This is a genomic window from Burkholderia sp. Bp9015, from assembly GCF_003853505.1.
In the GTDB taxonomy this organism is placed as follows: Bacteria; Pseudomonadota; Gammaproteobacteria; order Burkholderiales; family Burkholderiaceae; genus Burkholderia.
Window position 1 is genome coordinate 34,292 of record NZ_QTPZ01000012.1, and the last position, 11,942, is coordinate 46,233.

Here is an 11,942-nt window from a genome sequence, read left to right on the forward strand (position 1 = left end):
GTTATCCGCGCGTTACAGGTTGATGAGCGTCTGGTCGACGGTCTGCTGCGTCTTGATCGTCTGCGCGTTCGCCTGGTAGTTGCGCTGCGCGGTGATCAGGTTGACGAGCTGCGACGTCAGGTCGACGTTCGAGTTCTCCAGCGCGCTGCCCTGCAGCGTGCCGTGGTTCGTGCTGCCCGGCGCGGAGATCTGCGGCACGCCCGACGCGGCCGTCTCGGCGTACTGGTTGCCGCCGAGGCTGGTCAGCCCGTTCGGGTTGTTGAAGTTCGCGATCGCGATCTGGCCGAGCACCGCCGTCTGGCCGTTCGAGTAGTTGCCGGTCAGCTTGCCGTCCGAGCCGATCGAGAAGGTCGTCAGCGTGCCGCTCGCGTAGCCGTCCTGCGCGAGGTTGTTCACGCCGTCCTTGCCGCCGTACTGCGTGGTGCCGGTCAGGTCGAGCGTGAGGTTCTGCGGCGTCGCCGAGCCGTCGGTGGTCGGTACGGTGAACTGGAACTGGCCGAGCGATGCGGTCGGCGTGGCGGAACCCGGCAGCGTCGTGCTCTGGATCGCGCCCGACGTGTCGAACGTGACCGTGCCGAGGTCGGTCGCGGTGCCGCCCTGCACGCCCGCGTAGGCTTCCCACGAGCCGGCCGCCGACTTCACGAAATACATGTTGACCGCCTGCGAGCCGCCGAGCGAGTCGTACACCTGGATCGACGTCGAATAGTTGTACGTCGTGGTGTCGGTCGGGTCGAACGGCGTCTTGGCCGGCACCGTGTCCTGCGAGTTCAGGTTGAACTGGCCGGTGATCTTGGTCGTCGGGGTCGGCGCGATGTTGGTCGTCGGCGCCTGCAGCGCCACGGTCTGCGCGGTGTTCAGCACGCCGTTCTTGCCGGCCGCGTAGCCCATCAGGTTCGCGCCCGCCGAGTTGACGATGAAGCCGTTCTTGTCGCGCTGGAACGTGCCGTCGCGCGAGTACGTCGTCACGCCGTTGTTCGACATCTGGAAGAAGCCGTTGCCGTTGATCGCGACGTCGAGCGACGAGTTCGTCGTGTTGATCGTGCCCTGGCCGAACTGCTGCTGCACCGACGCGAGCGTCGTGCCGATCCCGATCTGCGTGTTGACCGACGTCGCGAGCGAGTTCGCGTACATGTCGGAGAACTGCGCGGTGCTCGACTTGAAGCCGACCGTGTTCGCGTTCGCGATGTTGTTGCCGATCACGTCGAGCGCGTTCGATGCGCCGGCGAGGCCGCTCAGACCCTGTTGATAACCCATTTCGGTCTCCGTTTTCGAGAAAGCTGGATCAGTTGCTGGTGGTCGTGCCGCCGGACGACGACGACGCGGTGTTCGGGAAAATCGACGCGACCTGGGTCAAGCCCACCGTCGTGCCGTTCGACAGCACGAGCCCCGCCGTGCCGTCGGCCTGCTTGATCACGCTCTGTACCTGCGCGGCCGCGAGCACGGTCGGCGCGTACGTCTTGCCGTCGCTGCCCGTGTACTGCGCGCTCACGGTGTACTTGCCGTCCGGCAGCGCGTTGCCGGCCGTATCCGTCGGCGTCCAGTTGAACGGCACCGTGCCGGCCGACTGCTGGCCCGCGTTGATCGTGTTCACGACGACGCCCGCGCTGTTCTTCACGGTGATCGTCAGGTTCGACACGTCGCTCGTGAGCGACACGCCGAACGGCGATGCCGCGCCGCTCTTCACCGCGACGCTGTTGCCCGGCGCGAGCACGTTCGTGCCGATCAGCAGCGCGGCCTGCGTCTGCTGGCCGGCCGCGAGTTGCGTCGACAGCGACGTGAGCGACGTATTCAGCTGCGCGATGCCGCTCACCGTGTTGATCTGCGCGAGCTGCGACGTCATCTGCGAGCTGTCGACCGGGCTCGTCGGATCCTGGTTCTGCAGCTGCGTGACGAGCAGCTTCAGGAACGTCGCCTGCAGGTCGCTCGCCGAGGTGCCGGTCGTCGACACGTTGTTGGTGTTCATCGTGTCGGTCGGCAGGGTCGACACGTTGGTGCCGCTGCTGCCGATCGTCGTGCTGGAGGAAGTCATCCTGGATAGCCTTGTGTCGAAACGGTCGGGTCTGGGCCCGGGTGTGGAAGGTCGCTCGGCGCGCGGCTTACGTGCCGATCGTCAGCGTCTTGAGCATCAGCGTCTTCGCGGTGTTCAGCGTCTCGACGTTGGCCTGGTACGAGCGCGACGCCGAGATCATGTTCACCATCTCCTGCACCGGATCGACGTTCGGCATCTGCACGTAGCCGTTCGCGTCGGCGGCCGGGTTCGCCGGGTCGTAGGTCGACTTCATCGGCGACGGATCGTCGACGACCTTCGTCACGCGCACGCCGCCCACGCCCTGGCCGGACGCGGTGCGCGCGCCGCCCATCGGGTCGGTCGCGAACACGACCTGCTTGGCCTTGTACGGCTTGCCGTCGGGGCCGGTCGCGCTGTCGGCGTTCGCGAGGTTCGACGCGGTGACGTTCAGGCGCTGCGATTGCGCGGACAGCGCCGAACCGGCGACGCCGAAGATGTTCATCAACGAGGGCATGGAGGCTCCTGGTGCTTGTGCTCGGGTTCGGTTGCGCTTACGAGTTCGTCGAGATCGCGGCGATCATCGCCTTGATCTGCTGGGTCATCACGGTCATCCCGGTTTCGTAGTGCAGCGCGTTGTTCGCGAACTGCACGCGCTCGACGTCGAGATCGACCGTGTTGCCGTCGAGCGACGGCTGCAGCGGCATCCGGTACTGCGCGCGGCCGTAGTCGTCGGCCGGGCCGCCGGCCGGCATCAGCTTCGCGGTGCCGGCCATGTGGCCGGGTGCCGTCGACACCATCGTCATCCCGCTCGCCACGCCGGCCGGCTGCGCCATCGGCAGCTGCGCGGCGTTGCTCGGCGCGAGGCCGCCGCCGGCCTGCTTCAGCGAGCGCGCGAGGGTCGACGCGAAATCGGCGTCGCGGGCCTGGTAGCCGGGCGTGTCGGCGTTCGCGATGTTCGACGACAGCAATTCCTGCCGATAGGCGCGCACGTCGAGCGCCTGTCGGCCGAACGCGAATTCGGCATCGAGTTTGTCCAGCATGTGTGCGTCTCTCCGTATGAAGCGCTGCACGCCCGTTGCGCCGGATGGCGACCCAAGGGGCTTTTTTCCATGACAGCGATGGTAGGCGGCGGGCGCAACCGGCAATCGGACGAATAACGCGGCAAAGGCCCCCTCTATTCATCGTTTGCGCGGCGGCCCGGCTCCCTAGAATGCGAATCGGATCAACGGCTTCGAGGACACGGCGATGACAGGCAGCGCACTTCGCGGCAACCACGGACGCGGCACGCGCTGGCCGCGTGCGTTCGCGCTCGCCGCGGCGCTGTGGCTCGCGGTGCCGGCCGCGCACGCGGACGACGGGATGATCGTGATTCCCGGCCGCGGCGAAACGGCCGAGACCGCGCTCGCGCAGGCGAACGCGGCGAGCGGCGGTCAGTTCGGCGGGAATTCGGGGACGGCTTCGGGTACGGGTACAGGTGTGGCCACGACGGTCGGTGCAGTCGGTGCAGTCGGTGCAGTCGGTGCAGTCGGTGCAGTCGGTGCAGTCGGTGCGGGTGGCGCAGGTGGCGCGGGTGGTGCTGCCGGCGTGACCGGCGCGGCCGCGGCCCGCTACGCGGCGCAGCCGGCTGGCTCGATGGTCGTGATGAATGTCCCGCCGCCGGCTGCCGTGCCGACGCCGCGCCCCGCCTACGCCGCCGCGCGCACGAACGCCACGACCACCGCGAACGCCTCGAACGCCTCGAACGCCTCGAACGCCTCGAACGCCTCGAACGCCTCGAACGCAGGTTATGGTGCCCTGCGCGCCGCCGATCCGGGCGCCGTCGCGACCGTCGTCGCCGGCGCGGCCGACCCGGCATCGAATTCCGCGCGACCGGCCATCGCCGCGCGCCTCGCCGCGGCCCGCGCCGCTTCAGCCGCGCCGGCCGCGCGCGCACCGGCGGCTGCCGCCAACCCGCCCCAGGTAGCCGCCGCGCCCCAGCCGGCGACACCGCCCGGCCAGCAGGACCCCGACACGATCCGGCGCACGGCGCTCGCATTCCTGCAGCAGCAGGTCGCGGGCCTGCCGGGCAAGACGACCGCGACCGTCGCGGCCGCGTTTCCGCGCGGGCTCGCCGCGTGCACGACGCTCGAGCCGTTCCTGCCGACCGGCGCGCGCCTGTGGGGCCGCACAACGGTCGGCGTGCGCTGCGCGGGCGAGCGGCCGTGGACCGTCTACCTGCAGGCGAAGGTTGCCGTGCAGGCCACCTATTACGTCGCCGCGCGCCAGATCGCGCCCGGCGAGCCGCTCACCGCGGCCGACCTCGTCGCGCGCGAAGGCGACCTGACTGTGCTGCCGCTCGCGGTGATCACCGATCCCGCGCAGTCGGTCGGCGCGACCGCGCTGGCGCGGATCTCGGCCGGGCTGCCGCTGCGCCAGGACATGCTGAAGAGCGCCGCGTCGGTGTCGGCCGGGCAGACGGTACGGGTCGTCGCGGCCGGGCCCGGCTTCACGATCTCGGCCGAGGGCAGCGCGCTCGCGAATGCGGCGCCGGGGCAGTCGGTGCGGGTCCGGATGGCCGCGGGGCAAATCGTCACGGCGATCGTCAAGGATGCCGGAACCGTCGAAATTCCGCTGTAGGGCCGGATCGCACCGCAAGATTGTAAAGAATTGTTTATTCGGAGAATTTCGGGCTCACGATGCTAAAGTTCGGGCCGACCCGGCCGTTATCTGGGTCATACCGTCCAGGAAACCCCATCGTGAAGATCGATTCCACTCCGAACCCGAGCCCACTCGCGTCGACCGGCAACGGCGCGGCCCGCGCGCAATCCGGCGCGGCTTCGTCGTCGTCCGCGCAGGCGGCCGACGCAGGATCGACCGGCGGCGACGCGAGCGTGAACCTGTCGGGTCTGTCCGGCCAGCTGCGTTCGCTGTCGGCCTCCGGCAGCGCCGACATCGACACGGCCCTCGTCCAGTCGATCAAGGACGCGCTGAACAACGGCACGTTGACGATCGACGTGAACAAGATCGCCGACGGCGTATTGAATACCGCCCGCGACCTGCTGCAACAGCAGCGCTCGCAGGGCAACTGAGCCGGCCCGGGGCCCGTCACGCCCTGACCGGTCCCCTGGTTTGCCGGCATGCGGCCCCGCGTGCCGGCGCGACGAGCATGACGCGATGAGAGAAGAGCTGCTGGCCACGGTCAACGACGAACACGCGACGGTCGAAGCGTTCGCGTCCCTGCTCGCCTACGAGGAAAAGGCGCTGACGACGCCGGAGCCGCTTGAAATGCTGCCCGGCATCGTCGAGAAGAAGAGCGCGCTGATCGACCGGCTCGCGCAGCTCGAGCGCACGCGCGACACGCAGCTGTCCGCGCTCGGCTTTCCGGCCGGCAAGAAAGGGATGGACCAGGCCGCCGAACGCGACGCACGCCTCGCGGGCCGCTGGCAGTTGCTGCTGCAGGCCGCCGAACGCGCGCGCCAGGCCAATGCGACCAACGGGATGCTGATCCGGATCCGGATGGACTACAACGAGCGCGCGCTCGCGGTGCTGCGCTCGGCGCCCGCGCCGGCCGGCGTCTACGGGCCCGACGGGCGGGTATCGGCGCTGATGCGCTGATTCTCCGACGTACTGATTCTCTGACGTACGGATTCCCTGACGCACCGATTCCCTGACGCACCGATTCCCTGACGCACCGATTCTCTGACGTACCGATTCTCTGACGTACGGATTCCCGACGGGCCGATCACGCCGGCGCATCGACGCGCCGCGCGTGCATCGCGCGGCCCGCCTGCGGCCGCGCGCCCCTTCCCCGCCTTACAGCAGCGGACACGCAGTGACCTGCGTGCCGCGTTCCACGCAAAGCCGTTCGTAGTCGCGCAGGTACGCGCGCTCGTCGTCGTTCAGCAGTTCGACGTCGATCAGGTCCCAGTCGTAGCCGACCGTGACGATGTTCTCGAACGCGACGGTGTCCGATGCGTCGTCGTCCGCGCGCACGATCACGATGTTCTCGATCCGCACCCCGCCCTTGCCCGCCACGTAAATGCCCGGCTCGACCGAAATCACCGCGTTCGGCACCAGCCCGTACCGCGCGCCCGGCGCGAACCGCACGCCGCCCTCGTGCACGTGGATCCCGACGCCGTGCCCGGTGCCGTGACCGAAATCGTAGCCGTGGTCGCGGCACACCTGGCGCACCGCCGCGTCGACGTCGTCGCCCGTCGCCGTCTTCGGGAAACGCGTGACGAGCCCCTTGATGCAGGCCTTCAGCGCGACCGTGTAGATCTCGCGCTGCCACGGCTGCGCGACCGTCTCCGGCCGCGTGCGGCGCAGCACGACGCGCGTGCAGTCCGTCGCGAAACCGGCGTCGTAATACGCGCCGCTGTCGAGCAGCACGAGTTCGCCTTCGGTCAGCTCGACGTCGGCGCTCGCCGCCGTGTAGTGCGCGAACGCGCTGTTCGCGCCGTTCGCCGCGATCGACGGGAAGGTCAGCGCGACCGCCGAGCGGGCGCCGTACGCGTCGTTGATCGTGCGGGCCAGGTCGTACTCGGTATGGCGCTGCCCCGGCTCGCCGGCCTTCGCCCAGCGCATCGTTTCGGCGATCGCCGCCGAACTGCGCGCGAACGCGTCGCGGAACCGGTCGAGCACCGCCGGCGTCTTGCCGGCGCGCAGCGCCTCGACCGGGTTGAAGTCGGCGTGCCGCGCGTGCGGCCACACGCGGCGCACCGACTCGACGAGCGCGCAGTTGACCGACTCGAAGCCGTAACACACGTGCTCGACCGCGAACCGCGCGAGGAAGCGCTCGAGTTCGGCGAAGTCGCGCCGGATCACGTGCAGCGCCGGATACGACGCCAGTTCGACCGGGCAGCGGTCGCAGCCCTCCGGCAGGAACAACGCGACCTGCTCGCCGATAGCGAACAGGAAGCCCAGGTGCGACGACGCATTCGGGATGTGATAGCCGCGGCTGTTCAGCAGGTACGCGAGGTCGTCCGACGCGCACGTGAAGAACGCGGTCGTGCCGGGCGCAGCGCCGGTGTGCGCGGCGAGCCGCCGGTTCAGCGCGTCGAGGTTCTGCGCGACGCTCGCGCCGGTCATCGCGTCCGGCAGCTCGAAGATCGGCCGCTCGACCACCCAGCCCGGCAGCGCGATCGCGCGGTCGATCTCGCGCTCGACGAGGCTCGTCCAGTCGAGCGATGCCGCCTGCGTCTGCTCGACCAGCCGGTCGCGCTGCGCGACGCTGATCCGCAGCGCGTCGTAGCCGACCCGCGCGAGCCGGCTCGCGTGCGCGAGCAGCCAGTCGGCCAGCGCCTGCCAGATCGTCACGTTCATGCCGAGCTTCTCGATGCGCACGCGCGCCGGGTCGCACTGCTGTTCGGCCTGCAGGTGATAGCGGCCGTCGACGAACAGCACGAACGGCGGCACGCCGAGCGCCTCGGCGGTCGCCGCGCTCAGGAAGATGCCGCAGCCGGCCGAGCCGTCGAAACCCGACAGCGCGTAGCGGGGGTTGTTGCGGCGCGGCAGGTATTCGGTGATGTATTCGTCCTGCGACGTGACCACGACCGCGTCGAGCCGGGTGGCGTCGAGCAGGCGCGACAGGCCGGCCTGCGTGTCGGCGACGGACGCGTCGTACGGGGGAAGGCCGGAGAAGCTGTATTTCAGTCGATCGATCATCGGATACCCGTTATGGATTGTTGTCGGCGGCCGGCGGCGTCACGCGGCATGGCGCACGCCTCGCGCGGCACGCTGCCCGCGCGGACGACGCGCGGCCCGGCGGGCAGCCGGGCCGTGGCGCCGTTCCAGCGGCAGGCTTTCGGGGAAATTTTTGTCTCACTTAACTTTGTTTGATGCGTGCGACAGAATCTAGAGCACGGTGAAATTGAGGTCAAGCTAAAATTTTCGTAGGGCTAAAATTGCCGATGCGTGAGGTGCGCGACGGCGGCACCGCCGTGCGCGGCGTGGCGGCGGACCGGCGCGACTGCACGGTACAATGCGCCCGCATCGTCGTCCCGACGGCCGTGCTTCGTGCGATTCGCGGAACGGCAACGTCCGGCGACTGCACCGCCCTCTCGCTCGCCTCCCGACTCGTTGCCACGAAAGAGATCCATGGATTCAGACATCATGCGTATCGGCCAGCGCATTCGCCGCCTGCGCCGGGAAGCGAAGAAAACGCTGCTGGAAGTCGCGACCGAAGCGAACCTGTCGGTCGGGTTCCTGTCGCAGGTCGAGCGCCATCTGACCGGTATCTCGCTGTCATCGCTGGTCAACGTCGCGAAAGCGCTCGACGTACCGCTCAGCACGCTGATCGACCAGCCGCGCCAGGCGCAGCCCGACTCGCACGCGGGCCGCCGCGAACCGTACGCGGTCGACGCCGCGTCGCAGTGGTACGAACGGCTGTCCACCACCTTCGACGGCAGCCAGATCAACGCGCTCAAGGTCCGGATGATGGAGGGCTACCGGTCGGAATGGGTCGCGCACGGCGGCGACGAGTTCGTGTACGTGCTGACCGGCCGGCTCTGCTACACGATCGGCAAGAAGGATTACCCGCTGTCGCCCGGTGATTCGCTGCACTTCGACGCGAGGAAGCGCCATCGCGTCGCGAACGTCGGCGACGGGCCCGCGGAGCTGATCGCGGTCGGCACGCTGCCCCTCTTCGACGACAACTGCGCCGAGTTGGGGTCCGCCGCGATGAAAATCAGGCTGCTCGCGCGCGATGCCGGCGCGACGCCGGGCGAGCCGCGCGTGAGCCGCCGCGAACCGTCACCGAAGCGGGAGCGCGACGCGGACGCCGCGCAGCCCGCCGACAAGCCGGCCGGCGCCGCGGCCAACACGGCTGCCGGGAAGTCCCGCGCGGCCACCGGCAAACGTCCGGCTGCCGCCACGCCGGCGCGCCGCACCGCCAAGCGCATGAAGAAATGACGGCTGGCGGCCGGGCGGCGCACCGCTCGGCACGGTCCGCACGATTTGCGGAATCGATTCACGGCCTGATTCGCAACCCGATTCCCCCGCCTATTCCGCGATCGCCAGCGCCTGCTTGACGGCCTCGACCCGCGCGCGATGCACGGCGTCCTTGATCTGCATCGCATCGTTGCCGACGCCGCGCGCGATCGCGCCCGCGTCGACGCTGCGCGCCGCCACCAGCGCCACGCGCAGCCGCTCGGCCTGCGGATACGGCTGCGTGTCGAGCCCGAGCCGGCCGCGCGCATCCGCTTCGCACGCCTGCAGCATCTCCGCGAAGCGCGCCGGCTTGCGCAGCGCGTCGCTGCGCTCGAAGAAACGCACCAGCGCGGCCGCGCCCATTTCCATCACGCGATGCAGGTTGCCGTGCTCGCGCGCGACCACCAGCGCGAGATCGCGGCAATCGTTCGGCACGCGCAGCCGCTCGCACAGCGGCTTGATGAGGTCGACGCTGCGGCCTTCGTGGCCGACATGGCGCGGCAGCACGTCGGCGGGCGTCGTCGCCTTGCCGAGATCGTGCGTGAGCGCCGCGAAGCGCACCGGCAGCGAATAGCCCTGCTTCGCCGCGTAGTCGACGACCATCATCACGTGCACGCCGGTGTCGACTTCCGGGTGATAGTCGGCGCGCTGCGGCACGCCCCACAGCGCGTCGACCTCGGGCAGGATGCGCGCGAGCGCGCCGCACTCGCGCAGCACCGCGAACATCCGCGACGGTTTCGCCTCCATCAGCCCGCGCGCGATCTCCTGCCACACGCGCTCGGGCACCAGCGCATCCGCTTCGCCCGCGTCGACCATCCGCCGCATCAGCGCGAGCGTGTCGTCCGCGACCGTGAAATCGGCGAAGCGCGCGGCAAAGCGCGCGATCCGCAGGATCCGCACCGGATCCTCGACGAACGCGTCGCCGACATGCCGGAACACGCGTGCGCGCAGGTCGGCCTGCCCGTCGAACGGATCGATCACCGGGCCGACCAGCGCGCCCTCCGGGCTCACTTCGCGCGCCATCGCGTTGATCGTCAGGTCACGCCGCGCGAGGTCCTCTTCGAGCGTCACGTCCGGCGCATAGTAGAACTGGAAGCCGTGATAGCCGGCCGCCGTCTTGCGCTCGGTGCGCGCGAGCGCGTATTCCTCCTGCGTGCCCGGATGCAGGAACACGGGGAAATCCTTGCCGACCGGCCGGAAGCCCTGCGCGGCCATCTGCTCGGGCGTCGCGCCCACCACCACGTAGTCGCGGTCCTGCACCGGCACGCCGAGCAATTCGTCGCGGATCGCTCCGCCTACTGCGTAGATGTTCATGGCGTCGGTTCGTATTCGGCGATCACGTTGGTTTCGCGGCGCGCGCCATCGATCCAGCGCTGCACCGCCGGCAGTGCCGTCACGCGCGCCGCATACCCGGCCGCTTCCGGCGACAGCGCCGGCGCATACGTGTTGAAGCGCATCACGACGGGCGCATACATCGCATCGGCGATGCCGAATTCGCCGAACAGGAACGGGCCGCCCGAGGCCTCGATGCACGCGCTCCACAGCGCGTCGATGCGCGCGACGTCGGCGAGCGCCTCGGGCGTCGCGCCGCGCCCCGGCATCGACGCGCGCACGCTCATTCCCATCTGCGTGCGCAGCGCGGCGAAGCCCGAATGCATCTCGGCCGAGATGCAGCGCGCATGCGCGCGATCGAGCGGATCAGCGGGCCACATCGGGAACTGCGGATAGCGCTCGGCGAGCGTCTCGGCGATCGCGAGCGAATCCCAGATCGCGACGCCGTGGTCGTCGATCAGGCACGGCACCTTGCCGGTCGGCGAATACTCGCGGATGCGCGCGGCCGTGTCGTCGCGGCGCAGCTCGATCACGATCTCGTCGAACGGGATGCCGAAATGCGCGAGCAGCAGCCACGGCCGCATCGACCACGACGAGTAGTTCTTGTCTCCAATGACGAGTTTCATGGCGGTGTTCCGGAAAGCGCGAAAGTGAATGACGGAAGCGACGGTCCGCGGCGCCTAGCGGCGGCGCGAGCGGAACCAGTCGAAGCGGGAGCGCCGCGCGGCATGGCCGAGATACGCGGGCGCGATACTCTCGAGACTCGCGGGCGAGATCCCGAGTTCCGGTGCGAGCGGCCCGGACAGCACGTTCGGCACCGACATCGACGCGAGATTGTCGCGCGTGATCACCGGCTCGCCGGGCAGGCATTCGAACACGCTCGCCTGCAGCCGCGCGAGCGCGTCGGGCAGCCGCACGATGCGTGCCTGCCGGCCGACCAGCGTGCCGCAATAGCGCACCAGCTGCTCGAGCGTATAGACGGTCGGGCCGCCGAGTTCGTAGGTCTTGCCGTGCGCGGCCGCGAGATCGAGCGTGTTGACGAACGCGCGCACGACGTCGCCGACGAACACCGGCTGGAAGCGCGCATCGGGCATCGCGAGCGGCAGCACCGGCAGCGTGCGCTGCAGGTTCGCGAATGTGTTCAGGAATGCGTCGCCGGGGCCGAAGACGACCGACGGGCGGAAGATCGTCAGCGTGAGCGAATCGGTCGCCGCGACCGCATGCAGCGCGGCCTCGCCGTCGCCCTTCGAGCGCTGGTACATGCTCGGGCCGTGCGAATCGGCGCCGAGCGCGCTCATGTGCAGCACGCGCCGCACGCCGACTTCGACGCACGCGGCGGCCAGCGCGGCCGGCAGCGCGACGTGCGCGCGCTCGAACCCGGGCCCGTACGGCGTGCCACGGCCGCCGTGCAGCACGCCGACGAGATTGACGGCCGCATGCGCGCCGGCGACGAACCGGGCGAGCGTGCGCGTATCGAGCGCGTCGAGCTCGACGATCTCGACCGGCAGCATCTGCAGGTGGCGTGCGTGCTCGCGCCGCCGCGTGCCGATCCGCACCTGCTTGCCGGCGTCGATCAGCGCGTTGACGAGCCGGCTGCCGATGAAGCCGGTGCCGCCCAGCAGCGCGACGGTCTGGCGATCCATGTTCGGGTCCTCAAAAGAACACTGCCGCGTCTCGCGCGGCAGTGTGAAGATTG

Annotated in this window: 12 protein-coding genes; 4 read left to right on the plus strand and 8 right to left on the minus strand. The window is 69.7% G+C overall.

The window, feature by feature from the left end; genetic code table 11:
- Window positions 1-12 precede the first annotated feature (12 nt).
- From flgE to DIE12_RS14880, 4 genes are all read right to left on the minus strand, one after another.
- On the minus strand, window positions 13-1,254 hold the full coding sequence (gene flgE / locus DIE12_RS14865) for a flagellar hook protein FlgE (RefSeq protein WP_044847876.1): 1,242 nt from the start codon (window positions 1,252-1,254) through the stop codon (window positions 13-15).
- A gap of 28 nt (window positions 1,255-1,282) precedes the next feature.
- The gene (locus tag DIE12_RS14870; protein WP_044847875.1) at window positions 1,283-2,029 is read right to left on the minus strand and encodes a flagellar hook assembly protein FlgD; all 747 of its coding nucleotides are present in this window, start codon (window positions 2,027-2,029) and stop codon (window positions 1,283-1,285) included.
- A 67-nt stretch (window positions 2,030-2,096) separates the two neighbouring features.
- Window positions 2,097-2,522, minus strand: coding sequence for a flagellar basal body rod protein FlgC (gene flgC / locus DIE12_RS14875; RefSeq protein ID WP_044847874.1), 426 nt, complete (start codon window positions 2,520-2,522; stop codon window positions 2,097-2,099).
- 37 nt (window positions 2,523-2,559) lie between these two features.
- The gene (locus tag DIE12_RS14880) at window positions 2,560-3,048 is read right to left on the minus strand and encodes a flagellar basal body rod protein FlgB (RefSeq protein WP_124520532.1); all 489 of its coding nucleotides are present in this window, start codon (window positions 3,046-3,048) and stop codon (window positions 2,560-2,562) included.
- Window positions 3,049-3,253: 205 nt separating this feature from the next.
- On the opposite strand from DIE12_RS14880, the gene flgA reads away from it, so the two are divergent.
- The 3 genes from flgA to DIE12_RS14895 all read left to right on the plus strand — a co-directional run bounded on the left by flgA (window position 3,254) and on the right by DIE12_RS14895 (window position 5,602).
- Window positions 3,254-4,624 (plus strand): flagellar basal body P-ring formation chaperone FlgA, encoded by a 1,371-nt coding sequence (gene flgA / locus DIE12_RS14885; RefSeq protein WP_124551296.1) that lies wholly within the window; start codon window positions 3,254-3,256, stop codon window positions 4,622-4,624.
- A 119-nt stretch (window positions 4,625-4,743) separates the two neighbouring features.
- On the plus strand, window positions 4,744-5,076 hold the full coding sequence (gene flgM / locus DIE12_RS14890; RefSeq protein WP_124520534.1) for a flagellar biosynthesis anti-sigma factor FlgM: 333 nt from the start codon (window positions 4,744-4,746) through the stop codon (window positions 5,074-5,076).
- 85 nt (window positions 5,077-5,161) lie between these two features.
- Window positions 5,162-5,602, plus strand: coding sequence for a flagella synthesis protein FlgN (locus DIE12_RS14895; RefSeq protein ID WP_039317824.1), 441 nt, complete (start codon window positions 5,162-5,164; stop codon window positions 5,600-5,602).
- 198 nt (window positions 5,603-5,800) lie between these two features.
- Here the strand turns inward: DIE12_RS14895 and DIE12_RS14900 are convergent, their stop codons facing one another.
- Window positions 5,801-7,651 carry a M24 family metallopeptidase gene (locus DIE12_RS14900; protein ID WP_124520535.1) on the minus strand — a complete coding sequence of 617 codons (1,851 nt, stop codon included), beginning with the start codon at window positions 7,649-7,651 and terminating at the stop codon, window positions 5,801-5,803.
- A 432-nt stretch (window positions 7,652-8,083) separates the two neighbouring features.
- On the opposite strand from DIE12_RS14900, the gene DIE12_RS14910 reads away from it, so the two are divergent.
- The gene (locus DIE12_RS14910) at window positions 8,084-8,896 is read left to right on the plus strand and encodes a helix-turn-helix domain-containing protein (RefSeq protein WP_124520986.1); all 813 of its coding nucleotides are present in this window, start codon (window positions 8,084-8,086) and stop codon (window positions 8,894-8,896) included.
- A gap of 90 nt (window positions 8,897-8,986) precedes the next feature.
- On the opposite strand, the gene DIE12_RS14915 is transcribed toward DIE12_RS14910, so the two are convergent.
- Genes DIE12_RS14915 through DIE12_RS14925 form a run of 3 tightly spaced genes read right to left on the minus strand, consistent with a single transcriptional unit; the run spans window position 8,987 to window position 11,889 of the window.
- Entirely contained in the window at window positions 8,987-10,228 is a 1,242-nt protein-coding gene (locus DIE12_RS14915) for a multifunctional CCA addition/repair protein (RefSeq protein ID WP_124486654.1), read from the minus strand.
- Entirely contained in the window at window positions 10,225-10,872 is a 648-nt protein-coding gene (locus DIE12_RS14920; protein WP_124486655.1) for a glutathione S-transferase family protein, read from the minus strand. The genes DIE12_RS14915 and DIE12_RS14920 overlap by 4 nt, the downstream gene beginning before the upstream one ends.
- Window positions 10,873-10,926: 54 nt before the next feature.
- Complete coding sequence (locus DIE12_RS14925; protein ID WP_124520538.1) at window positions 10,927-11,889, minus strand: complex I NDUFA9 subunit family protein; 963 nt, start codon at window positions 11,887-11,889, stop codon at window positions 10,927-10,929.
- Window positions 11,890-11,942: the final 53 nt, after the last annotated feature.

Coding starts and splice junctions, on each gene's coding strand:
- flgE (WP_044847876.1), bottom strand. CDS start 1,254: ATGGGTTATCAACAGGGTCTGAGCGGCCTCGCCGGCGCATCGAACGCG.
- DIE12_RS14870 (WP_044847875.1), bottom strand. CDS start 2,029: ATGACTTCCTCCAGCACGACGATCGGCAGCAGCGGCACCAACGTGTCG.
- flgC (WP_044847874.1), bottom strand. CDS start 2,522: ATGCCCTCGTTGATGAACATCTTCGGCGTCGCCGGTTCGGCGCTGTCC.
- DIE12_RS14880 (WP_124520532.1), bottom strand. CDS start 3,048: ATGCTGGACAAACTCGATGCCGAATTCGCGTTCGGCCGACAGGCGCTC.
- flgA (WP_124551296.1), top strand. CDS start 3,254: ATGACAGGCAGCGCACTTCGCGGCAACCACGGACGCGGCACGCGCTGG.
- DIE12_RS14895 (WP_039317824.1), top strand. CDS start 5,162: ATGAGAGAAGAGCTGCTGGCCACGGTCAACGACGAACACGCGACGGTC.
- DIE12_RS14900 (WP_124520535.1), bottom strand. CDS start 7,651: ATGATCGATCGACTGAAATACAGCTTCTCCGGCCTTCCCCCGTACGAC.
- DIE12_RS14910 (WP_124520986.1), top strand. CDS start 8,084: ATGGATTCAGACATCATGCGTATCGGCCAGCGCATTCGCCGCCTGCGC.
- DIE12_RS14915 (WP_124486654.1), bottom strand. CDS start 10,228: ATGAACATCTACGCAGTAGGCGGAGCGATCCGCGACGAATTGCTCGGC.
- DIE12_RS14920 (WP_124486655.1), bottom strand. CDS start 10,872: ATGAAACTCGTCATTGGAGACAAGAACTACTCGTCGTGGTCGATGCGG.
- DIE12_RS14925 (WP_124520538.1), bottom strand. CDS start 11,889: ATGGATCGCCAGACCGTCGCGCTGCTGGGCGGCACCGGCTTCATCGGC.